The organism is Streptantibioticus cattleyicolor NRRL 8057 = DSM 46488, from assembly GCF_000240165.1.
In the GTDB taxonomy this organism is placed as follows: Bacteria; Actinomycetota; Actinomycetes; order Streptomycetales; family Streptomycetaceae; genus Streptantibioticus; species Streptantibioticus cattleyicolor.
This window is the reverse complement of sequence record NC_017586.1, coordinates 1,623,872-1,645,136: the sequence shown is the minus strand read 5'-3', so window position 1 is coordinate 1,645,136 and position 21,265 is coordinate 1,623,872. Positions and strand designations below refer to the sequence as shown.

Here is a 21,265-nt window from a genome sequence, read left to right as displayed (position 1 = left end):
TATCCGTCCTCAGGTGTTGCTGGTGCCCCACTCGTCGTCCTCGGCCGTGGCGCGTTCCCGCAGGTGACGCACGCGATCGGTGACGGACCCGGGCAGCCGGTCGCCGACCTTGGCGCCCACCTTCCCGGCCAGCGCCCGCCCCTGCAGCCCGACCGCCTCCACGCTGTTGCGGACCGCCGGGTTCTGCGCGACCCCCTGCGCGGCCTTGCGGAGCTGCTCGTAACGCTCCCGCCCGGCCCGGGCCCCGAGCACGTAACCCACCGCGACCCCGGTGATGAACGTCAGCCGGTAGCGCATGGCTCCACCCTTCCCTCGCCTCGGATGCTGGGGACGCCCGCCGCCTACCCGCGGTGACCGCGGGACAACCCCGGCGGAACCGGTTGGCGGAGCACCCCCCCACTTGCGCTAATGTATGTCTCGCACCGAGGGCGCGCCGTCCGGGGAACCGGAACGGGGCGCATTCGAGGCACCGGAGCGTTCCCCTGTAGCTCAATTGGCAGAGCAGCCGGCTGTTAACCGGCAGGTTACTGGTTCGAGTCCAGTCGGGGGAGCTCGATCCCCTGTAGCTCAATTGGCAGAGCAGCCGGCTGTTAACCGGCAGGTTACTGGTTCGAGTCCAGTCGGGGGAGCCCAGCGCAAGGACCCCACCCGGGGTCCTTTTTGGTGTGCCGCCCCGGAGCCCCCTCCAGTGACCCCCGTCACGCGGCCCACCGCGCCGGAAACCGGGCGTTCCAGGACGAAGCCGCCTTCCAAGAACGTCTGCACGTGTGTTTGTTACCCGCGAGGGCGACAGATCGTATGAGCGGCTATGCTGCGGCAGACGATGTGCACGACACAGCACGGCACGCCGTGAGGGGCGGTAGCTCAGCCGGTTAGAGCAGCGGACTCATAATCCGTCGGTCGTGGGTTCGAGTCCCACCCGCCCCACTCCACCGCAGAATCGCAGGAAGGTTTTCACCTGCGACGCAGGCACGGCGCGCAAAGCCCAAGGTTCACCCGAACGGCAGTGCAAGATCGATAGCTCGGCCCATGCTCGGCCGAAGTGCAAAGGATCACGAAAGCAGAAGGGTCGGCCCCAAGAAGGGGCCGACCCAAGCTGGTTGGCCGTCGTCAACGCTCCAGCCAGTCAGCCATCGGCGGGGTGACGAGCAGCGCCATGCCTTACTCGCAGCGGCCCATCAGATTCCGGTGGAGCCTGGGCACGTCCGGGGCCGGCACGGGTATCGGGCGCCCGTCGTGGTCGGCCGGCAGCGTGTGGGCGCCGGTCGGGTGGCTGCTCAGCGGCACCATGCCGTAGGCCGCGAAGTGGCTGCCGCAGGCGAACGCAGCCCACGGCGGCCCCGGTCCGCTGTTCAGTACGCCCACGAGGACCAGATCAGAGCCGGGGGCGGGCTGAGCCGGGAAGCGGTGCCCGGCGCACCAGGCGTAATAGGTCATCGGGTCTCCGTCGGCGGATGGCCCCGCCCGTGCACTGCACGAGACAGCGCGCGGGCGGGGCCGATGCGGCGCCGGAGCCGATGGCGCCGCGGGGTTACTCGGTGTCTTGCGCAGGGCGGCCGTAGACGCTGGTGTAGACCGTGCCGGTTTCGGGGTCGGTCACCATCGTGAAGCCGTCGTGGTGGACCACGCGCTTGCGCCAACGGCCGACCGTGCGGGTGTAGCTGTGCGCGGTCTGGGCCTCGCGGTACGCGCGCAGTTGCGTGGCGCGGTCCGAATTGATCCAGTCAGCCATCGTGCCTCCTTGCTCTACCTCGACGGTACGGGGGATCGACCGCTGACACGGCCGGATCGGTCAGTTCGGGCCGCTGGGGGCGCAGCTCTCCGTGCACGTCCCCTCCGGGCCGGGCGGGGAGTGCTCGCACGACGCGGCCACCGGGATTGACGTGTCGCTCGGCGGCAACCACAGCGCGGGGTCCGGCTGGTAGCCGGCGGCGCGGATGGCGTCCTGGGTACGGGCGAGCGCGCCCGGGTCGTGCCGCGCCGCGTTCGGCGGCTCGGGGACGTGGTGGACGAAGCCGCCGAGCCGGCCGCACAGCGCGGCGTACACGCGGGTGTGCAGGATCAGCGCGTGCCACCCCTCGTCCACGATCCGCGACGGGCGCAGCCCGCGCCCCGGGGAGGTGGTGGCGGCGACGACGAACTTGATCGCCTCGTCCACGATGCGCTCGGCCGTGCCGTGGTCCATCCCCGGGTTCGCGCGCAGGACGGTAGCGATCACCCCTGCCCGGTCGGTGGCGGGCAGGAGTTCGCGCACACCCAGTTGATCACACACTGTCATGTAGCGTGTCCTTCCTGATCAGTCTTTCGGGATTGGTCGGCCCGGTCCGGCTGATTGACCTGCGCAGGGCTCTCCGGCCGGACCGGGTGCTCACGTGGGCCGTCAGGCCCGGGACCGTCGTCGCCCGACCGCCTCCCCAGGTACGCCGGGCGACGGCGGAGTCATGGGGTGGGCGCGGCGAGGTCGCACAGCTCGTCCGGGGACACGGGGGTGACGCCTTCGAGGGTCACGATCTTGCTATGGGCAACCATCCAGCGGATCCCCGAAGAACCGAAGGCGACCTTGGCGGGGCTGAAGGAGGTGGGGTCCCGCCAGTCGTGCAACATGCCGACAACGCCCCACGGCAGAGAGTCCCGCACCCAGGCCGCCACGTAGCCGCCGGCGCGCAGGGCTGGGCACGCCTCGATCGCCTCGACCGCGCAGGCCGGGTGAACCGGAGGCGACGCGGTGCGCTCGCCCTCCTCGATCTGCCGTCCGCCGGCGGCGTGCAGGAGATACAACTGCTGCTCGCTTACGCCGTCGAGGGTGGTGGCGCCGCACACCTGGCAGAGGAGGTCGTACATGGCGCGGCGCTGCCGCAGCGCGTGCACGGCGGCCCACTCCGGCGCCCCCTTGCCGCGGGCGATGCCCTGCCGGACCCACAACGCGCCCCAGGTGTCCCGGTCGTACCGGGTCTCATCCTGGTACCCCAGGTATTCCCCTCCGTCCCGGCCGCGTCGGACAACGAGGGGCCGGGCGTGGCGGAGTTCGGTGGACCAGGTGGTGATGTAGGGCACCGTGCGCCCCTGGTAGATGTACCTGCGCGGGCTGGTGCCTGTCCTGTCGGCCACGGTCGGCCTTCTCCTCGGTCTGGGATTTCGGTGGTCGTGCTGATGGCCGACGCCCCGTGCGGGCCGATGCTCTCCGCCGGGGCGCCGGCGGCTTACGGGGTGCGCGGCCGAGCGGCGTCCGGGGCGATCGGTGGCGGCTCCGCGGCCCAGGCGCGCAAAGCCTCGGCCACGCGGCGCACGAGCGTCAGGTCGGGGAGCACCGCCTTGGGCACCGGGGCGGTGCGGGCGGTGAGCGTGCCGCCGGGGAGCCGCGGCGGGTGGCCGGTCACCGCAGCCCCCCGCGGACCGGCGTGAGCGCCGGCTGCACCTGGTGGATGTCGGCGCGCCATTCGATGCCGCCACCGAGGGGTCGCAGGTAGACCACGTCGGGCGGCCCGGGCAGCGTGTACGGCTCGCCGATCCCGGCCACGGTGCCGTACATGCCGGTGGCGGGGTCGTAGGCCGGGACGCCGTGGCGGATCCATGACGGCGTGGCCGCGCTCACTTGTTCCGCTCCCGAGCTTGCTTCCGACGCTCGATGAGCCGTCCAAGCTGGGTGTAGTACTGCTCGACATGTGAAGGGCTGAGAATCAGTACCGACTCCGATGCGCCACCGTCCTCGTAGTGGACGGTCACGGGCAGGGAGACGTGTTGGGCGCGATGGTCGTACACCGCGTCCTGGCGCTGCGGGACCACATGGGTCACCCCCACAGCAACAGGGCGCAAGGTGGTGCCGTTGGACTTGGCAGTCCACTCTGAGCCGCCACCAGGAGGACGCAGATGGTATGACGCCGAGGTTTCACTGGGCACGGCGACGACGACACCGACTTTGCCCCTGGCGAGATCGTGCGCGAGGTCTCCGAGTCGGGGGTGAAACGAGGCGCCAGCCGTTAATCCAGCGCCCCGTGCGGCGGACGGTTGCTTCGCGGTCTGCTCGGCCATGCGTGCAAGCTAGGACGCTGGCAGCCGCTCAATATGAATCAGAGGAATATGGCCTTCAGCCGTCGAGGTGGAACCGCGTTGACATGCGGCGGAGCTTCTCGCGGGTGCTCGCGCGTTCCGCGTAGACGATGCTGCGCAACGTTGACCGGGCGATGGGATGATTCCGGATGAGTTGCGGGGCGATTCGCTCGGCCTCCTCCAACTCCTTGAGCGCCTTGTCCCGGTTCCCGTCCCACAGCCATGCCCTGGCGAGGTCCATATGGTGGTGGCCTTGGCGCGAGTTGGGCAGAGAGGCAATCAGCTCTTTCGATGTCTTTCGATTTATGGCCAACGCCTTCCGTTGTTGGCCCATCTCAAGGGCAACACTGATCGCATGGATCTTCACGTTCCCCGGGGAGAAGGTCAGGCTGTGTCGGTCGTACACCGGAGGACCGCCGCACGCGCTCAACCGTTCGGCGGCAGCCTTGGCTTGCGCAACCCGATCTTCTGCTTCCGCATGGCGTCCCCCGCGCGCCGCCGACACGGCTGCCCGAAGTTGCAGCGAACCCCAGGTGCGTACCGCGAGGGGTTCCCCTCGGTCGTACTCCCGCTGGATGCCTTGAATGGCCTTGTCGGACAGCGCCACGGCATCGTCCCAGTCCGCTGTGGCCCACATGTCCCACACGCGCATCCAGTCAGCCACGGCCGGCATCATGGGGTCACCAGACAGGCGCGCTGACCAGGCGGCCCGTTCACAGGCCATAGCGATCAGCTCGGGGTGCCCCAGGGCGTGCGCTGCGGTGTGGGCGAACTTGCAGCACACGGCGTAGATCGCGAAAGCCTCCTCACGCTCGCGTCCTGTCGCGACCTCGGCGAGCGCGCGCGCTTCCCGAAACAGATCGGGAAGTACCTCCATGATCGCCACGTTGGCGGCGGCGTCGCGTAGGCGATGGAGCCGGGTAGTTTCCTGCCAGAGCTGAGAGGAAGATCGGGGAGTGCCATCGAACACAGGGGCAAGATCGTACCGGCGCAACTCTCGCATAATGGAGGTGGCGGCGACCTGCCACTGATTCTCTGCGGGCGAGCTATTGTACGGGCGCCCGATCAGGTCGTTCGGATGAACATGCAGCTCCGAAGCAAGCAAGTTGAGCAGCCCCACGCGGTCGAGTTCAATGTGGCCGCTCTCCATCTTCGAGACCCAGCCTTGAGTTTTGCCCAGTGCGGCGGCGAGGTCAGCTTGTGTCTTACCGAGGCGAAGCCGTGCACGCCGCACACGGCGGCCAATCTCTTCAGCTTCTTCCACCATCAGTGCGCCCCTTCTAGTGCGAGGCGCCAGCGGGCAAGCGAGCGGCGAGGCATCCGTGCTCCATCCGTAGGGGCTTCCACACATGCAAGGTACCCAGGAGGGAAACCCGGTGTGGAGTCCCCTACGCGAGGAGACCTCGGCGACGTGGTCACATGGAAAAGGCGCCCCCGCCTGGTCCCGGAGGACCGGACGGGGGCGCTTGTGTCAGTGGTGGTAGATGGCGATCACGCTGGCGATGACCCCGGCGATGCCGCACAGGGCGCCGATGGACGGGAGCGGCCAGCGGGCGCGTTCCAGGACCCGCAGGCGTGTCTCGTGGTCGGCGATCTGCGCGGCATGCTGCGGCAGCGCGTCGAGCTTGGCCGACACGGCCTTGACCTCATCGTGGGTCGCGCGAACCTCGGCGTAGACCTCGGTGGGTGTGACGATGACCGAGCCGTCCGGGATCGGCGTGGCGGGGGTCACCCGGCGGCCGGTTCGACGTCGGGCTCGGCGGCCTGCGGGCCCATCCCGGCCGGCGCCGCGGTGCCCGGCGTCGGGAGCAGGCTGGCGGTGCCGGAGCTGCCGAGGCCGAGCGCGAAGGCCGCCTTCACAGCGGCCAGGGCGGCAGGGAGCGCGGCGACCGCGGCGGCCCGCAGCGAGCCGAGGGACATCAGGCCGGTGGAATCGGCCAGTAGGAGGCCCAGCACTGCCTGGACGTAAGTGGAGATGGTCCGCTCGCCGAGGTCGAGCCAGCGTCGGCTGATCATCAGGCACCCACCTTCTTGGCGATCGCGGCCAGCGTCGTCGCGAGCTTGTCCACCTTCTGCGACAGCTCGGCGACCTCGGCCCGGGTCGCCAGCGCGGCGGCGTTCGTCGCCCGCTCGTGCTCGCCGAGGCTGTGAGCGGCGCCGTCGACCAGCGACGGGATGGAGCGTTCGACGACGGCCTTGTGGATGTCGCCGACCTTTGCCCACAGGTCGGGGCCGGTGGAGGGGTTCTTGTAGGCGTTGACCGCGAGGGCGATCTTGTTGATGTCGTCGGTGGTGAGAGGCATGTCGTCCTCCGGGGATAGGCCGGGCATCCACTGCCCGAAGTCGCTGGTCATGGCGGTGTCGCGGTCGCATTCGACGCCGCCGATGGTCACCGTGTCGATGGGCTGCTGGATGTGGGCCCGCGGGTCCCACTGGCCGCCAGACCACGCCGACGCCTGCCAGGCCCAGCGGGCGGCGCCGCGGTCGAGGGCCCGCTTCACCGTGTAGTAGCCGCCGTACACACCCACCCGCGCCGCGCCGAGGACGGACGCAGCACCGAACAAGTAGGCGTTCACCGGGCCCTGCTGCTCGGGCGTGACGTCGAAGTCGGCGGCGAAGTAGATCGGCCGGTCCTCCGGCATGCCGCACTCTCTCGCCTGAGCCAGGGCAGCCTTGGCGTCGGCGATGCCGCCCGGGCGGCCGGAGAGCATGCGGTCGGCGGTGGTCTCCCACACCACACCGACCCAGATGCCCTCGGCAGCCAGGGACTTGGCCTCGGCCAGGGTGAGGTTCTTCGTCGGGTCGGCGGACAGGTACCGCATGGCGAAGCGAACGCCGGCGGCCCGTAGTTGTGCTGGGGCCGGGTGGCTCCAGGGGTAGTCGACTCCGGACGTCACGGCGAGCCCTCCTCGATGAGCTGTTGAACGGCGCGTTGCTGCTCGTGCAGGTGTCGCTTCACGCGGCGGTGGTGGAGCGCGGCGAGCGGCACCCACAGCACGTTCGCGGCCAAGTTCGGCCAGATCTGGAGCCAGGCCCACCACAGCCACCCAGCCATCAGCTGATCAGCCCCGGGACGTACAGCTGCGCCGTCCAGTCCGCATGGCTCGCGGTGTGGGCGCCGCCGTGCCCGCGGTGGTGGAAAGCGCACAGCCAGCGGAACTCACCCGGCGAACTCTCCAGCCACGCGGCGATCTCGTCCGGGGACGCGGCGGCGGCGATCTCCGGGAAGTCGCGGTGCAGAGCGCGCGGATCGGCGGCGTTGGCGACTGCGAACTCCAGCACGGCGTGATGCAGCTCCAGCGGCCCGGGCGAGCACGCGGCGGCGCCGGCGCGCTCGCCGACGTAGCACACCGCGGTGTCCTTGGTGTGGCGCCGGTACGCCTCGAACGCCGCGTAGTGCGGATCCGACTCAGAAAGTGTTGGGTAATTGATCGACTGCTTGGTGTGATGCGGTGCCGGTGGTCTTCGCGCTCTGGAGGCCCATGAAGATCACCGGCACGTGTGTCTGTTCGTGTAAGCCTTCGTATGACTCGTCGTTGACGGATGCTCAGTGGGCGGTGATCGAGCCGCTGCTGCCGGAGCGGGATCCGCGACGGGGTGGCCGTCCGCTGAAGTTCCCGCGGCGGCTGATCGTGGACACCGTGTTGTACGTGCTGGTCAGCGGATGTGCCTGGCGGCTGGTGCCGCACGATCTGGCCCCGTGGGACGCTGCCTACCGGTGGTTCCGCGCCTGGACGGCGGACGGCACGTGGGACCGGGTCCACGACGCGCTGCGCGATCGGGTCCGAGTGGCCGACGGCCGGGATCCGCAGCCCTCGGCGGCGGTGCTGGACTCCCAGTCGGCCCGCAGTCACCAGGGCGGGCAGGCGATCGGCTACGACGCGGGCAAGCGTGTCCGGGGTCGCAAGCGGCACCTGCTCGTGGACACCTGCGGACTGGTGCTGCGGGCCGTCGTGCACTCGGCCTCGGTCCAGGACCGGGCGGGTGCGAAGCTGGTCCTGGCGGGTGTTCGTGAGCTGTTTCCGCAGGTCGGGCTGGTCTGGGTCGATGGCGGCTACGTCAATGTGATCGACGCCGGCCTGGTCGGCTGGGCAGCGGAACACGAGGGCCTGGAGATCGTCGCGGTACCCCGGAACGCGGATGTGAAAGGCTTCCAGGTGCTGCCCCGCAGGTGGGTGGTGGAGCGGACATTCTCCTGGCTGGGGCGGTGCAGACAGTTGGCACGGGACTACGAGCGCAAGACCGCGCACGCAGAGGCGATGATCAAGGTCGCGATGATCCGGCTGATGGCCGCGCGTCTCGCCGGCGAGGAGATCGAACCACACGGCCCCATCGAGACCGAAGCAGCACGCCGCCTCGCCGACGACCTCATGAATGAGTAGTCACCCGCTTACCCAACACTTTCTGACGCGGAGGCAGGTACAGGTCCGGTGCGGTCGGGGCGGCGGGGGACAGGGGTTCGGATGGTTCCGGTGGTACAGCACGGTCCGAGACTCGACTGGGAACGATCAAGCCGCTGGTCCGCTGGCGGGGGTCACGGGCCAGTGGTGAAGGGAGGACGCAAGTGACCGCTGACGCGTGAACACAGAGGCCAATTCCATGGCCAGGGCCTCATCGGGGAGGCGCGCGAGCGCGCACCGTTTGCCGGCAACGGTGCGTCCCTTCCCCGGCATGGCGAGCGACGTTCATGCCTTCGGCAGGCTGGGCTCGTGCGCCTCGGCCGCCCAGAAAGCCCGTGAAGTGGTGCGGTAGCCGGCGGAAGTTGTTGACGCCCTGCACGCCGAGTGGACCGTACGTTGACCGGGAGAGTGAGTCGTCCGGCGTGATGCGCATCTGCTGCGGCCGGGGGGACGGCGCCTTGGGCGAGCGGCAGGGGCAAGGGCGGAGGCCGAACTCCGGTCTGGAAGCGAGGTGTTCGACGGGATGCGGCCTCAACTCGGCGCTTTCGGAGATCAAGCCCGTAGGCCGACCGCGACAGTCCACGTGGGGAACTTTGAACGACGTCGGCGAGGGCGTCGAGTGAGGCGGGGCGGCTGGGAGGGGGAGACGTCACCGAGGTGGGAAAGGGGGCGCGGATCGAGGAGGGGGTGGTGAGCGTTCCAGGTCTTGGGGGTTCGACGGGTCTTGGGGTTCAACGGGTGAGCGCCCGAGGACGTGAGGTGGGCGCGATGGCTGGAGCACAGGGAGGAGCGGCTGAGGAGGTAGTGGGGACGGACGCCGGGGGTAACGCGTGAGGTGGCCGAACCGCTGAGTGATGGCTCGCTCACACGGGTGATACGTCGTCGGCGGTGGGCGGTTGGCTGGTTCTGGGTGTCGGGGTCAGGACCGGCCGGGCGGCCGAGTTCGCTGGTCGGAGCAGGGAGGGGCGGTGCGGGTGGCGAGTGGGTGGGCTCGGTGGGGCGAGGGTGTCCGGTAGGCAAGGGCGTTGTTCCGGACACCGGGCCAACCGCCTTGACGCAGGCCCTACATGGCGGCCCTACGATTGGTGGTCTGGAGGGTTTTCCGGGCGAGCGTGACAGATCAGGGCCCAATGTCCGATTGGCTGACGACTGCTGAAGCGCCGCGGCGCGCCTCGGGGGACCGGCGCGGTCATGACGTGGAACGAGGACCGAGTACCTGTGACACCCACCCAGTACGGCGTAACGGCCCCCCGAGCGCGGCAGGCCGCCTTCGGTCCACGACGGGCCGCCCCCGACACACCAGCGGACGCCGAGTGATGACCGGCGGCGTCCCCGAGATCACGGCCGACGGCGACCCCGGCACCGGGTCCGGTGGCAGGGGCGACGGTGGACGTTCCGGGTTACCCGGGCCGCGGTCCGCGCCGTCAGGTCGCCCGTCCGCGTCCGCGTCCGCATCCGTATCCGCGCCGGCGCTGGCGTCGGCGGGGCGGGTGGTCGTGCCGGAGCCCGCGCGGGAGGTGGTGCCGGCGCCGCGGATGTTGCCGGACCGGCGGCTGGCGGTGACGTACGAGGCGTTCCACGACAGCGAGTACAAGTCCTGGGTGCGGTACGCGTTGCTGCACACGGGAAGTCGGGAGGCCGCCGAGGAGATCGCGGGGGCGGTGTCCTTCCGGTTGGCGGTCACCTGGCTGGATGTCCTGCGGCAGGAGTCGGTGCCGGCCTGTACCTGGCGGATTCTCAAGGAGCAGGTGGCCGGTTGGTTGTCGGCGCACGAGCGGTGCGTCACGTTGGCCGGGGCCGCGGCTTTCGAGGCGGTGTCCAGCGCGTTGTGCGACGGGGAGGTGTGTTCCGTGCCGCCGACCGGGAGCCGGGAGGCTTTGTTCTCGGCGATCTCGCGGTTGCCGGAGCGGCAGCGTGACGTGATCGTCCTGCGGTACGGGCTCGGTTACGACGACGAACTGGTCGCGGAGTTGCTGGGGCTGGGGCGGAGCACGGTTCGTTCCTGCGGGCGGGCGGCGAAGCGCCGTATCGCCATCCAGTTGGGCGCCGCGTCCGCCCGGCGTGCGCCGCTGCCTCCGGGGGCCGACAGCGCGGCGGGGTGAACACGGGGCCGTACGGTCACACTCGCGGCAGGTGTAACCGCCCGTCGCGGGTGGGAAAGATCCCGTCGGGTCGTCGTGGTGCACGCCGTGGGGCGGGCCCGCCCTGGAGGAGAAGAAAGGCCGAGCATGGCTTCGGGTACGGTCAAGTGGTTCAACGCTGAGAAGGGCTACGGGTTCATCGCGCAGAGCGGTGGGGGCCCGGATGTCTTCGTGCACTATTCGGCGATCAACGCCACGGGTTTCCGGTCGCTGGAGGAAAACCAGCAAGTCACCTTTGACGTGCAGGAAGGGCCGAAGGGCCCGCAGGCGTACAACGTCGTCAGCGCCTGAGCGCGTTCGCCGCGCCGGTGGCGCGGGAGAACGCGACGGACGCCGAGATACCGTCACGCGGCAGCGATCACGTGGGCGGGCCGGACCTATCCGGCCCGCCCACACGCATGTCCGCCGCGTTTCCCGGCCCCGCCTCCCAATGCCTTCGGCCCCGATACCCTCCGCTCCGCCTGGTTTCCGTACCGCCGCGCCTCGTCCCCAGCGGTGACCTCCTCCGCCCCGCTGCTGTGCGGCTCGGGCGCGTCCACCGTTCCGTTGCCGTCTCCTCACGCTTTGCGTCGGCTACCGAATAGTTCGGTGACCGATGTAACCTGGAAGGGGCAACGGGGTCAGGGGCAGGAGGAGACGTGCGGGGTCGGTCGGCGGTGGTGCCGGGGGTGGGGGCGCGGCGGGGCTGGGCGGCGGTGCTGGTGGAGGAGCGGCCTCGGCCGGAGCGGATACGGCGGCGGCCCGGGGCGTGGTGGCTGGCGGTCGCCACGGTGTGCTTCGGGGCGTTCATGGGCCAGCTCGACGCCAGTATCGTCACGTTGACGTATGGCGGGCTGCGGGCCCGTTTCCACACCTCGCTGGCCGCGGTCGAGTGGGTGTCGCTGGCGTATCTGCTGGCGCTCGTGGCGTTGTTGGTGCCGGTCGGGCGGTTGGCCGACGCGTATGGCCGCAAGTTGTTCTACCTCTACGGCTTCGTCGTCTTCACCGGTGCGTCGGCGGCGTGCGGGCTGGCGCCGGGGCTGGGCGCGCTGGTCGCGTTCCGGGTGGTGCAGGCCGTCGGGGCGGCGATGATGCAGGCCAACAGCGTCGCCCTGGTGGCGACCAGTGCGCCGCGGGAGAAGATGCGTACCGCGCTCGGGGTGCAGGCGGCGGCGCAGGCGTTGGGGCTCGCGCTCGGGCCGACGGTGGGCGGCGCGCTGGTCAGTACGCTCGGCTGGCGCTGGGTCTTCGGCATCAACGTCCCCATCGGGGTGGTCGCGTTGATCGGCGGCCACTATCTGCTGCCCAGGACGCGCAGCCGTAGTCGGCTGGCCGGTTTCGACGGGTTCGGGCTCGTCCTGCTGGCCACCGCGACCACCACCGCGCTGCTGGCCGTCTCCGCCGCCTCCGGGCTGCCGGTGCCGAGCTGGGGTGTCGCGGTGCTGGGGGTCGCCGCGGTGGTCGCCGGTTACGCGTTCGTGGTGCGGCAACGGCGGGTCGCGGCACCCCTGCTGGAGTTGTCGTTGCTGCGGCGGCCGGCGATCGCCTCGGGTCTGGTGGGCGCGCTCAGTGGCTACTTGGTGCTCTTCGGTCCGTTGGTGCTGGTGCCGGTGGTGCTTACCGGAGCCGGTCGTTCCGCGCTTACGTCGGGGCTGGTACTGACCGCGTTGCCGGCCGGGTTCGCGGTGGCCGCCACCGTCGCCGACCGGGTGCTGCCCCGGGCCGCCACGGATCGCGGCCGGTGTCTGCTGGGCGCCGTGGTGTGCGCCGGGGCGCTCGCCGCGCTGCTGGTCACGCCGGTCGCCTCGGTGCCGTGGACGGCGTCGCTGCTGGCCGTACTAGGGCTGGGCCTGGGGACGTTCACCCCGGCCAACAACACCGTGATCATGCAGGCTGTGCCGACGGGGTCCGCGGGCACCGGTGGCGGCCTGGTCAACATGGCCCGTGGCCTCGGTACCGCGCTCGGCGTCGCGCTGGTCACCCTGGCGCTGCACCTCGGCGGGGGCGGCCACGGCGACCAGGGCGGTACGCCGGGGGGCGCCCGGTGGGCGCTGCTGGTGCTGCTCGCCGCGTCGCTGGTCTGCGTGGCGGCGTCGCGGCCCGGTTGGCGCCGCGTCCGGCGGTGAGGACGGTGCCGGCGCGCCGGTATCGTCGTGTCATGCCGACGCAGCCACGTCCCGAGACTCCGCCCTCCCCGGCCGGCGCGGGGGCGGCGTGCGGGGAGGTTCGCCTCGCGTCGCCCGTGTCGAACGCGTCGGCGGCGGGTGGCCCGGTGGCTCGCGCCGCCGCCGAGTCCGGCCGTGCGGACGGTGCTTCTGCCGGGTCTGGCCCTCGGTCCCGCGTCTCCGCCGGTTCCGGTTCGGCGGTCCGTTCCGTTGCCGAGTCCGGTGCGACAGCCCGTGGCTCCGTCGGCTCGGGCCCGGAACGCGCTTCCGGCGGTCCCGACCCGGTGACCCGTGCCTCGGTCGAGCCCGGCCCGATGGCCCGTGCTTCCGCTGAATCAGGGCCCACGACCCCCCGTCGGCCCGACACGACCGACGCCGAGGCCACCGGTCCGGTACCCCGTGCCTCCGCCGACCCCGGGCCCACGGTCCCCCGTCGGCCCGAGGCCAACGACGCTCGGCGGCTCACCGAGGTCGTCACTCGGTTGCGGCGGGCGTTGCGGGCGTCGATCCGGACGGATTATCCGTGGGAGACGTTGCCTATGGCCCAGGTGGAGTTGCTCCAGGTGCTGGCCGAGCATTCGCCGGCGCGGATCGGGGATCTGGCGGGGCGGCAGCGGTTGGCGACGAGTACGGTGAGCGGGCTGATCGGGCAGATGATCAGTGCGGGGCTTGTCGCGCGAGCCGTCGATCCGGCTGATCGGCGGGCGTCCGCGGTGACCCTCACCGAGGCGGGCCGGGCGCAGTTGACCGCGTGGGCCGAGGCGCACGAGCGCCGCCTGGACGCGGCGCTCGACGCGCTGGACGACGAGGACCGGGCGATCGTCGGCGCCGCGCTGCCGGCCCTGTTCCGCCTCGCCGAGCATCTGGACGACACCAACCCCTGAGACCGGGGCCGGCGCGGACGCGCACCCGAACGACACCAACCCACCCCCACCGCACCCCCCTCACCCGTCCACCGGAGGCAGCGGCGGTGGGGCTGGGCGGGGCGGGGACAGGCGGGGGGCGGTGGTGAGGCCGGCGGAGACGGCGTCGGCGATGGCGATGCGGGGCAGTTCCGTGGCGCGTTCGTACAGCAGGAAACGGGGACGGCTGCGGGAGCGGAACAGGGCGCTGGCGCGGTGCGCCGGTTCGGCCCGGTTGCGGCGCCAGAGCAGTCGCACGATGCCCTGGTAGAGGCGGAGGACGAGGCCGGTGCCGAGCGTGCCGCCGCCGTCCTGCGGGGTGGCGGGGAACATCGTGACGTTGAACGAGACATGGCGTACGCCTGCCACCGCGTCCGCCACCGCGTCCGCACCGGCCGGGGCGGACGAGACGTCGGCGGCCAGCAGCAGTTCGGTGATCATGAAGTCGGTCAGCCCCTCCGCCGACTCCCGGTCGCGGCGCAGTACGTCCACGGTGAGCCCGTCCGTTCCCCACGGCACCAGGCTGAGCAGGGCGCAGGTACGGCCGCGGGGGTCGCGGCACTCGACCATCACGCAGTCGCCGTCGGCCGGGTCGCCGAGGCGCCCCAGCGTCATGGTGAAGCCGCGGTCGGACTCGCCGCCGTGGCGCCAGGCGTCGGCCAGGTGGGCGAGCCGGTCCAGTTCGGGCCCCGGGATGTCGCGGTGGCGGCGTACCACGATGGTGTAACCGGCGTCCCGGATCAGCCGGTGGGCCGCGCGCAACCCCTGGTGGCGCGGGTCGGCCAGGGAGAACGCGGCGGTGTCGGCCACGGCCTCGGCGCCGAAGGCGAGGACCTTCAGCCCGGCCCGTTCGTACGCCCCGGCCGCCGCCTCGCCCGCCGCGGCGACGGCCGGCACCCAGCCGTGTTCGCGGGCGGTGCGCAGCCACCCGGCGATCGCCTCCGGCCAGGCCGCCGGATCGCCGACCGGGTCGCCCGAGGCCAGGGCGACCCCGTTGACCACCCGGTAGAGCACGGCCGCGGTGCGCGAGGGCGTCCAGCTCGCCGCCATGTCGCCGCGGAGCGCGAAGTAGCCCAGCGAGTCCGTCGCACCGTCCGCCAGCAGGTGGCGCAGCCGCTGGTCGTCCTCGGGCCGCAGCCGGGCCCGGCCGCGCGGTGAGCGGAAGAAGGCCCGCAGCACCTGGAGGAAGAAGGCGACGCTCAGCAGGTTGATCAGCAGCCCGGTCCAGCCCGGCACCGTGATCTCCGGCAGGTCGAACAGGGTCGACAGGGTCAGGATGCGCAGCAGCGCGTACCGCAGGCACGCCTCCCACGAGACCGGCGGCATGGTGTCGGTCTGGTGCACCAGCACGGTGCCGATCCCGGCGGCGACGACCCCGCCGAGCACGAAGTAGGCCACCCCGCGGGCGATGTTGCCGCGTTCGCCGCGTACCCGGCAGGCGGGCTCGGCGGCCAGCAGGGCGAGTGGGACGGCCGTGGTGACCGCCGCCGAGCCCCAGTTGAAGGCGTGGGCGCGCACCTGCGGCAGTACGGCGAGCGCGAGCCAGTACAGCAGCGCGTTGCCGGCCGAGAGCACCAGCGCCACCAGCCACGCGGCCCGCTTGCGGCGGCGCAGCATCACGGCGAGCAGGAACGCGAAGAGCGCCGCCGTGAAGCCGGCGGTGACCAGGAACGGGGTGAAGAAGTCGCCGCTGTTGGCCCGGTGCACCCGGGCCCGGAACGGCGCGATCAGCCCGGTGACCACGTCCACCGTGGCCGCCAGCCGCAGGTACTGGACGACGGCGGTGGCGCACCCCTCGCTGACCGGCCGCAGCAGGCGTTCCCGCCGGGACGGGCCGGCCGGCCGCACCGGCCGCACCGGCGGACGCGGCGGACCGGGACGCAGCGCCCGGATCGCCTCCGCGGCCCTGGGCGTCTCGATGTGCGGGGCGCCGGCCAGCGCGTTGTACACCCGTCGTTTGGCGGCGAGTATCCGCTGGTGGACGCGTTCCTCCCGGCGTTCGGCGCGGGCCAGCCGGCGGGGCCGCGAGTAGTAGCGCCAGCGGGCCCACGGGCTGTTGGGCCGGGCCAGCCGTACCGCGCCCACCATCGCCAGCGGCGGCAGCATCACGCCGATCAGCCCGGTCCAGACCTTGCCCTTCAGCAGGCTGACCACCACGAAGACCAGCAGGATCGCGGCGACCACCAGTTGCGCCCCGGTCACCCGGCCGTGGATGCCGCCCAGCGGCGCCACCCCCAGCGCCAGCAGCCCCACCACGGCCACCGCGAGGATGACCGCGTCCACCGACTTGCGGCCCTCCTCGCTCCAGTAGACGTCCTCCAGGTGGAGCACGAGGGCGAACTCGTCGAGCACCAGCCCGCAGCCGATGCCGAAGATCACCGCGAGGACGTTGCGCGCGGTGTGCGCCTCACCGCGCAGCGCGAACGACCCGATCCCGCCCACCAGCATCATCACCTGGCCGAAGACCACGTGGTGGATGTGGAGCCCGCCGGGCTTGATGTTCCCCGGCCACCACCGCACCCCGCGGCGGATCATCCGGACGCTGAAGCGGATGAAGACGAACGATCCGATCAGCCCGAGCAGCAGCAGGAAGAGCGCCTGCCGCTGACCGAGCGTGATCCGCAGTTCGACCATCGCCCGCGTCACCTCCTCCCCGTGGCGCACCGTCGCCGGGGCGCCGCCGCCGCGCCCGGCTCGTGACCGGTGGCCCGGCGGCGGACGACTCGTGCGCCGGATGTACCCCGTGAGCTGCCCCCAGGCGGGCAGGGTACGCCTTCCGCGATCATGGCGGGGACCGGCGTACCCCGGCCCGCCCGGTCAGGCGGTACGGGTGAGCCGGGCGTAGACGACCACGTTGCCCAGGTAGCCGCGGCCCTTGGCGTAACCGCCGCCGCAGGTGATCAGCCGCAGCTCCGGGACGGGGGTGGGCCCGTAGACCCGGTCGGTGGGGAACTCGGCCTTGGGGTAGACCTCGATGCCGTAGACGGTGAAGACCGCGGTGCGCCGGTCGGCCCGGACCACCTGCACGGTGTCGCCCTTGTGCAGGGCGCCGAGCCCGTAGAAGACCGCCGGGCCGGTCATGGTGTCGACGTGTCCGGCGAGCACCGAGGCCCCCGCCGAGCCGGGCGCGGGCCCCTGGTCGTACCAGCCGGCCACGTTGCGCCGGTCCGGGGGCGGCACCTGGAGGTGCTGCCGGGCGTCGAGGCCGAGCCGGATCAGCGGTGCGTCCACCCCGATGGCGGGGATCCGCACCCGGGTGGGCACCGCGTACGGCAACGGGGCCGGCGCCCGGTTCCCGGCGGCCTTCGGGGTCGCCCGGCCCGCCGAGACCGCCTCGGCCCTCGCCGGCGCCGGCGGTCTGCGCAGCCGCGCGCCGTCGTGCAGCAGCCAGACGCCGAAGACCAGGGCGAGGACGACGACCGCGCCGGCCGTGACGAGCGCCAGGCGCGCACCGCCGTCGGACGGACGTCCCCGGTACGGCGGCGGCAGCAGCGTCCGGCGGACGGGTGACGCGCGGCGCCGCCGACGTTCGCGCGGCGGCTCCGGTCCCGGCACGGCGGCGTCCGCCCGGCCGTTGCGGTCCGACGGGCCGTCAGGGGCCTCGGGGGCGTTGTTCACGGGCGGCATGGGCGACCTCCGGTGCGACTTCCCCATGTCCGGTAAGTGACAGGGGATCACGGATCGCCCGATGTGGCGCGCCAGGACCGCCGCCCGGCCGGTCGGCCACGGGGCGGGCATCTGGCGACATCCGTTCGGAGCCGCGGCGAACGACTTGTTAGCGTGCGGTGTGCCAGCGATATCCAGCGAGCCCGAGCGACCCGACCTCAGCGCCCCGGAAAGACCGCCGAAGTCCACGACTACGGCCGGGCCGCCGGACATGGCGACGACGGCGAACGCGACCGGGGCGACGGACGTGGCGGCAGCGCTCGGCGCGGCGGGGACGATCAGCGCGGTCGGGGCGACGGATGCGACGGGGTCGGCGGACTCGGCGGGGACGACCCGCGCCGTGGCGACGACGGCGGACTCGGCCGGGGCGACCAGCGCCGCCGGGGGGACCGGCGTGGCGGCGACGACGGCGGACCCGACCGGGGCGACCGATGCCGCCGGGGCGAACGGCGCGACCGGGGCGAACGGCGCCGCTGGTACTCCGGCGCGGCGCCGGCTGCTCGCGGATCTCACCCCGCTGCGCACCTCCGCGCACTACCGGCGGCTGTGGGCCGGCAACACCGTCTCCTCGCTCGGACAGCAGATGACCGCGCTGGCGGTCTCCCTCCAGGTGTACGCGATCACCGGCTCGACGTTCTCGGTCGGCCTGGTGGGGTTGTGCTCGCTGGTGCCGCTGGTGGTCTTCGGGCTGTACGGCGGCTCCATCGCGGACACCGTGGACCGGCGCCGGCTGGGGCTGGTGAGCGCGACCGGGGCGACGTTGCTCTCGGTGGCGCTGGCGGTGGCCGCGTTCGCCCGCTTCCACCAGGTGTGGCTGCTGTACTCGGTGGTGGCGTTGCAGGCGGTGTGCTTCGCCATGAACTCCCCGGCCCGTACGGCGATGATCCCGCGGCTGCTCCCGGCCGAGCAGTTGCCGGCCGCCAACGCGCTCTCCTCGCTGACCAACACCGTCGGGCAGATGGCCGGACCCATGCTGGGCGGCGTGATCGTCGGCTGGTGGGGGTACCAGGCCGCGTACCTGGTCGACGTGGTCGCCTTCACCGCGTCGCTGTACGCCATGTGGCGGCTGCCGTCGATGCGTCCGGACCGGGGCGCCGGGGCGGGCCGGCCGCGCCGCGCCTCGGTGGTGGACGGGCTGCGGTTCCTCGGCACCCGGCCCAACGTCCGGATGACGTTCTTCGCCGACCTGGCGGCCATGGTGCTGGCGCAGCCGCGGGCGCTCTTCCCGGCGGTGGCGGCGCTGTGGTTCGGCGGCGACGCCAGGACGGTGGGGCTGCTGGTGGCCGCGCCGGCGGTGGGCGCGATCCTCGGCGGGCTCTTCTCCGGGTGGCTCTCCCGGATCCGCAGGCACGGGCTGGCCATCCTGCTGTCGGTGGCCTCCTGGGGCGCCGCGATCGCGCTGTTCGGGCTCACCCGGTATCTGTGGCTCGGGCTGTTCTTCCTGGCCGTGGCGGGGTGCGCGGACACCATCTCCATGGTGTTCCGCAGCACCATGCTCCAGGCGGCGACCCCGGACGAGATGCGCGGCCGGCTCCAGGGCGTCTTCATCGTGGTGGTCGCGGGCGGCCCCCGGCTCGGTGACTTCCTGGCCGGTTCGGCCGCCGACCTCACCTCGGCCGGGGTCACCGTGGTGGCCGGGGGAGTGGCCTGCGTGGTGGTGCTGGGGCTGCTGGCGCTGCGCTGGCCGGACTTCGCCCGGTACGACGCCCGCGATCCGCGGCCGTGACGGCCACGTGACCGGTGTGACCTGCGAGGTGACGGATCGTCAGGTGCGATCCGGGGTGGGCCGCGAAGCAACCTGGGGCGCCGTCCGACGCGTCCTCGATGGCGTACCGTGCGGGGCCGGGCCGTCCGGCCCCGTGGCAGGGCTCCGCGACAAGGCGCGGGCCCGTTGACCGGGTCGCAGGCGGCCCGTGGAAAGGCAGGACACTGACGTGGGCATCATCGGCTGGATCATCCTCGGACTGCTGGCCGGGGCGATAGCGAAGATCCTGCTGCCCGGGCGCGACCCGGGCGGCCTGGTCGGCACCACGCTGACCGGCATCGTCGGCGCCTTCCTCGGCGGCTGGCTGTCGGCCAAGTTCCTGCACCGGCCCATCCCGCACCAGTTCTTCGACGTCAAGACCTGGATCGCGGCGATCGTCGGCTCGCTGTTCCTGCTCATCCTGTACCGGATCTTCTTCGGCAACTCCCGCTCGCGCCGCTGAGCGGCACGGAACGGCGCCGGGCGTCGGTACGACGACCCGCGGCCGTCCGCCCCGGCGCCCGTAACGCCGGACCGCGGCCGTCCGTCCCGGCGTCCTCCGTCGGGACCTCAGCCCAGCATGCGGCGCAGCAGGTCGCGCAGGGTGGTGCGGTCCTCCCGGGAGAGCGCAGCGAGCGGTTCCCGGGCGAAGCCGAGTGAGGCCCGCAGGCGCTCGGCGGTGGCGTGGCCGGCCGGGGTGGCGGCGGCGAGCTTGACCCGCCGGTCGGCCGGGTCGGGCCGCCGCTGGACGAGGCCGCGGACCTCCAGGCGGTCGACGATGCCGGTGACGTTGGAGGGCTCGCACTTGAGCTGCTCGGCGATCCGGCGCATGGGCAGCGGCTCGCGGGCAAGGAGTCCCAGTACCCGGGCCTGGGCACCGGTGAGCTGGTGTCCGGCCGCTACGGCGTCGTACTCCTCGTGGTACCGGACCACGATCGTGGCGATGAGGTCGACGACCTCCAGGGTGAGGGGGTCGGTGGGTTCGGCGGCCATGACACGAGGATACCCATTTACTTGACAACATGAAATATCCAGGGGCATCGTTAGTTGAGAACATGAAGTACCTGGACGTCGTGCCGTGCCCGGCGCGCGGCCGGCGTACCCCGCTTTTGCCGGGCCACCCCCCAGCCCGGCGGAAGGAGATCCCCCAGCGATGACCGCAACCCCCACCACCGGCCGCGAATGGCACCTGACCGCCCGCCCCCACGGGTGGCCCACCCCCGACGACTTCGCACTGCGCGAGGCCGAGGTCCCCGCGCCCGCCGCCGGCCAGATCCTGGTGCGCAACCTGTACATGTCGGTCGACCCCTACATGCGCGGCCGGATGAACGACGTCAAGTCCTACGTCCCGCCGTTCCAGCTCGACCAGCCGATGGACGGCGGCGCGGTCGGCGTGGTCGTCGCCTCCAACGCCGACGGCCTCGCCGAGGGCGACCACGTGCTGCACGGCCTCGGCTGGCGGGAGTACGCGGTGCTCGACGCCGACCACGCGACCAAGGTCGACCCGCAGGCCGCGCCGCTCCCGGCCTACCTCGGTGTCCTCGGCATGACCGGGCTCACCGCCTACGCGGGCCTGCTGCGGGTGGCCGCCTTCCAGCCGGGCGACGCCGTCTTCGTCTCCGGCGCGGCCGGCGCGGTGGGCAGCGAGGTCGGCCAGATCGCCAAGCTCAAGGGGGCCTCCCGGGTGATCGGCTCGGCCGGCTCGGACGAGAAGGTCAAGCTCCTCACCGAGGAGTACGGCTTCGACGCCGCGTTCAACTACAAGAACGGCCCGGTGGCCGAGCAGCTCAAGCAGGCCGCCCCGGACGGCATCGACGTCTACTTCGACAACGTCGGCAGCGACCACCTCGAAGCGGCCATCAGCGCGTTGAATGTGCACGGCCGGATCGCCGTGTGCGGCATGATCGCCCAGTACAACAGCACCGAGCCGCCCGCCGCCCCGCGCAACCTCGCCCTCGTCATCGGCAAGCGGCTGCGCATGGAGGGCCTGCTGGTCGGCGACCACTTCGACCTCAAGGAGCAGTTCGTCCAGGAGGTCGGCGGCTGGATCCGCGAGGGCAAGCTGCGGTACCGGGAGACCGTGGTCGACGGCATCGGGAACGGCGTGGACGCCTTCCTCGGCATGCTGCGTGGCGCGAACACCGGCAAGATGGTCGTCAAGCTCGCCGACGCCTGAGCCGCGCCGCGCCCCGGCCGCCCCGCCCCGCCCGCGTGGCGGCCG

The 21,265-nt window shown here is 72.2% G+C and carries 25 protein-coding genes and 3 tRNA genes; 11 read left to right on the top strand and 17 right to left on the bottom strand.

Annotated elements, in window-relative coordinates; translation table 11 throughout:
* Positions 1–9: 9 nt before the first annotated feature.
* Complete coding sequence (locus SCATT_RS07100) at positions 10–297, bottom strand: hypothetical protein (protein WP_014142288.1); 288 nt, start codon at positions 295–297, stop codon at positions 10–12.
* Positions 298–478: 181 nt separating this feature from the next.
* On the opposite strand from SCATT_RS07100, the gene SCATT_RS07095 reads away from it, so the two are divergent.
* The 3 genes from SCATT_RS07095 to SCATT_RS07085 all read left to right on the top strand — a co-directional run bounded on the left by SCATT_RS07095 (position 479) and on the right by SCATT_RS07085 (position 927).
* Positions 479–551: transfer RNA gene (locus SCATT_RS07095), tRNA-Asn, on the top strand.
* Positions 552–556: 5 nt separating this feature from the next.
* A tRNA-Asn gene (locus SCATT_RS07090) sits at positions 557–629 on the top strand.
* Positions 630–853: 224 nt separating this feature from the next.
* Positions 854–927, top strand: a tRNA-Ile gene (locus SCATT_RS07085).
* Positions 928–1,161: 234 nt separating this feature from the next.
* Here SCATT_RS07085 and SCATT_RS07080 read toward each other — a convergent pair.
* The 13 genes from SCATT_RS07080 to SCATT_RS07030 all read right to left on the bottom strand — a co-directional run bounded on the left by SCATT_RS07080 (position 1,162) and on the right by SCATT_RS07030 (position 7,398).
* Entirely contained in the window at positions 1,162–1,437 is a 276-nt protein-coding gene (locus SCATT_RS07080; RefSeq protein ID WP_014142286.1) for a hypothetical protein, read from the bottom strand.
* A gap of 94 nt (positions 1,438–1,531) precedes the next feature.
* Entirely contained in the window at positions 1,532–1,732 is a 201-nt protein-coding gene (locus SCATT_RS07075) for a hypothetical protein (RefSeq protein ID WP_014142285.1), read from the bottom strand.
* Positions 1,733–1,792: 60 nt separating this feature from the next.
* Complete coding sequence (locus SCATT_RS07070) at positions 1,793–2,278, bottom strand: glycine-rich domain-containing protein (RefSeq protein WP_014142284.1); 486 nt, start codon at positions 2,276–2,278, stop codon at positions 1,793–1,795.
* 161 nt (positions 2,279–2,439) lie between these two features.
* Entirely contained in the window at positions 2,440–3,108 is a 669-nt protein-coding gene (locus SCATT_RS07065) for a hypothetical protein (RefSeq protein ID WP_014142283.1), read from the bottom strand.
* A 92-nt stretch (positions 3,109–3,200) separates the two neighbouring features.
* Positions 3,201–3,377: a hypothetical protein gene (locus SCATT_RS38905; protein ID WP_014142282.1), complete on the bottom strand. Its 177-nt coding sequence runs from the start codon at positions 3,375–3,377 to the stop codon at positions 3,201–3,203.
* Complete coding sequence (locus tag SCATT_RS07060; RefSeq protein WP_014142281.1) at positions 3,374–3,592, bottom strand: hypothetical protein; 219 nt, start codon at positions 3,590–3,592, stop codon at positions 3,374–3,376. Before SCATT_RS07060 ends, SCATT_RS38905 begins: the two co-directional genes overlap by 4 nt.
* Positions 3,589–4,029: a hypothetical protein gene (locus tag SCATT_RS39365; RefSeq protein ID WP_202446620.1), complete on the bottom strand. Its 441-nt coding sequence runs from the start codon at positions 4,027–4,029 to the stop codon at positions 3,589–3,591. The genes SCATT_RS07060 and SCATT_RS39365 overlap by 4 nt, the downstream gene beginning before the upstream one ends.
* Positions 4,030–4,084: 55 nt before the next feature.
* Positions 4,085–5,314 (bottom strand): helix-turn-helix domain-containing protein, encoded by a 1,230-nt coding sequence (locus tag SCATT_RS07050; RefSeq protein ID WP_041824494.1) that lies wholly within the window; start codon positions 5,312–5,314, stop codon positions 4,085–4,087.
* A gap of 204 nt (positions 5,315–5,518) precedes the next feature.
* On the bottom strand, positions 5,519–5,779 hold the full coding sequence (locus SCATT_RS07045) for a hypothetical protein (protein ID WP_014142278.1): 261 nt from the start codon (positions 5,777–5,779) through the stop codon (positions 5,519–5,521).
* Positions 5,776–6,063: a holin gene (locus SCATT_RS07040; protein ID WP_014142277.1), complete on the bottom strand. Its 288-nt coding sequence runs from the start codon at positions 6,061–6,063 to the stop codon at positions 5,776–5,778. Before SCATT_RS07040 ends, SCATT_RS07045 begins: the two co-directional genes overlap by 4 nt.
* Positions 6,063–6,944 (bottom strand): glycoside hydrolase domain-containing protein, encoded by an 882-nt coding sequence (locus SCATT_RS07035; RefSeq protein WP_014627628.1) that lies wholly within the window; start codon positions 6,942–6,944, stop codon positions 6,063–6,065. Before SCATT_RS07035 ends, SCATT_RS07040 begins: the two co-directional genes overlap by 1 nt.
* The gene (locus SCATT_RS38480) at positions 6,941–7,102 is read right to left on the bottom strand and encodes a hypothetical protein (RefSeq protein ID WP_014627627.1); all 162 of its coding nucleotides are present in this window, start codon (positions 7,100–7,102) and stop codon (positions 6,941–6,943) included. Before SCATT_RS38480 ends, SCATT_RS07035 begins: the two co-directional genes overlap by 4 nt.
* Positions 7,102–7,398, bottom strand: coding sequence for a hypothetical protein (locus SCATT_RS07030; RefSeq protein ID WP_014142275.1), 297 nt, complete (start codon positions 7,396–7,398; stop codon positions 7,102–7,104). The genes SCATT_RS38480 and SCATT_RS07030 overlap by 1 nt, the downstream gene beginning before the upstream one ends.
* Positions 7,399–7,529: 131 nt before the next feature.
* Between SCATT_RS07030 and SCATT_RS07025 the strand changes: the two genes are divergently transcribed.
* The 5 genes from SCATT_RS07025 (at position 7,530) to SCATT_RS40570 (ending at position 13,616) form a co-directional block, all read left to right on the top strand.
* On the top strand, positions 7,530–8,429 hold the full coding sequence (locus tag SCATT_RS07025) for an IS5 family transposase (RefSeq protein WP_173405628.1): 900 nt from the start codon (positions 7,530–7,532) through the stop codon (positions 8,427–8,429).
* A 1,514-nt stretch (positions 8,430–9,943) separates the two neighbouring features.
* Positions 9,944–10,549 (top strand): sigma factor-like helix-turn-helix DNA-binding protein, encoded by a 606-nt coding sequence (locus SCATT_RS07020; protein WP_157894812.1) that lies wholly within the window; start codon positions 9,944–9,946, stop codon positions 10,547–10,549.
* A 126-nt stretch (positions 10,550–10,675) separates the two neighbouring features.
* The gene (locus SCATT_RS07015; RefSeq protein WP_014142272.1) at positions 10,676–10,879 is read left to right on the top strand and encodes a cold-shock protein; all 204 of its coding nucleotides are present in this window, start codon (positions 10,676–10,678) and stop codon (positions 10,877–10,879) included.
* Between the two features lie 347 nt (positions 10,880–11,226).
* Positions 11,227–12,693, top strand: coding sequence for an MFS transporter (locus SCATT_RS07010; protein ID WP_014142270.1), 1,467 nt, complete (start codon positions 11,227–11,229; stop codon positions 12,691–12,693).
* Positions 12,694–13,271: 578 nt separating this feature from the next.
* Complete coding sequence (locus SCATT_RS40570; RefSeq protein WP_014142269.1) at positions 13,272–13,616, top strand: MarR family winged helix-turn-helix transcriptional regulator; 345 nt, start codon at positions 13,272–13,274, stop codon at positions 13,614–13,616.
* 60 nt (positions 13,617–13,676) lie between these two features.
* On the opposite strand, the gene SCATT_RS07000 is transcribed toward SCATT_RS40570, so the two are convergent.
* A complete protein-coding gene (locus SCATT_RS07000) occupies positions 13,677–16,280 on the bottom strand; it encodes a phosphatidylglycerol lysyltransferase domain-containing protein (protein ID WP_231905045.1) in 2,604 nt (867 codons plus the stop codon).
* A gap of 171 nt (positions 16,281–16,451) precedes the next feature.
* Entirely contained in the window at positions 16,452–17,261 is an 810-nt protein-coding gene (locus tag SCATT_RS06995; RefSeq protein ID WP_014142267.1) for a class F sortase, read from the bottom strand.
* Between the two features lie 250 nt (positions 17,262–17,511).
* Here SCATT_RS06995 and SCATT_RS06990 point away from each other — a divergent pair, with 250 nt between their 5' ends.
* Together SCATT_RS06990 and SCATT_RS06985 are read left to right on the top strand one after the other, a co-directional pair.
* A complete protein-coding gene (locus tag SCATT_RS06990; RefSeq protein WP_014142266.1) occupies positions 17,512–19,026 on the top strand; it encodes an MFS transporter in 1,515 nt (504 codons plus the stop codon).
* A gap of 208 nt (positions 19,027–19,234) precedes the next feature.
* Positions 19,235–19,507, top strand: a complete 273-nt coding sequence (locus SCATT_RS06985) for a GlsB/YeaQ/YmgE family stress response membrane protein (protein WP_014142265.1) — start codon at positions 19,235–19,237, stop codon at positions 19,505–19,507.
* Positions 19,508–19,614: 107 nt separating this feature from the next.
* Here the strand turns inward: SCATT_RS06985 and SCATT_RS06980 are convergent, their stop codons facing one another.
* The gene (locus SCATT_RS06980) at positions 19,615–20,037 is read right to left on the bottom strand and encodes a MarR family winged helix-turn-helix transcriptional regulator (protein ID WP_014142264.1); all 423 of its coding nucleotides are present in this window, start codon (positions 20,035–20,037) and stop codon (positions 19,615–19,617) included.
* Positions 20,038–20,197: 160 nt separating this feature from the next.
* On the opposite strand from SCATT_RS06980, the gene SCATT_RS06975 reads away from it, so the two are divergent.
* Complete coding sequence (locus SCATT_RS06975; protein WP_014142263.1) at positions 20,198–21,220, top strand: NADP-dependent oxidoreductase; 1,023 nt, start codon at positions 20,198–20,200, stop codon at positions 21,218–21,220.
* Positions 21,221–21,265: the final 45 nt, after the last annotated feature.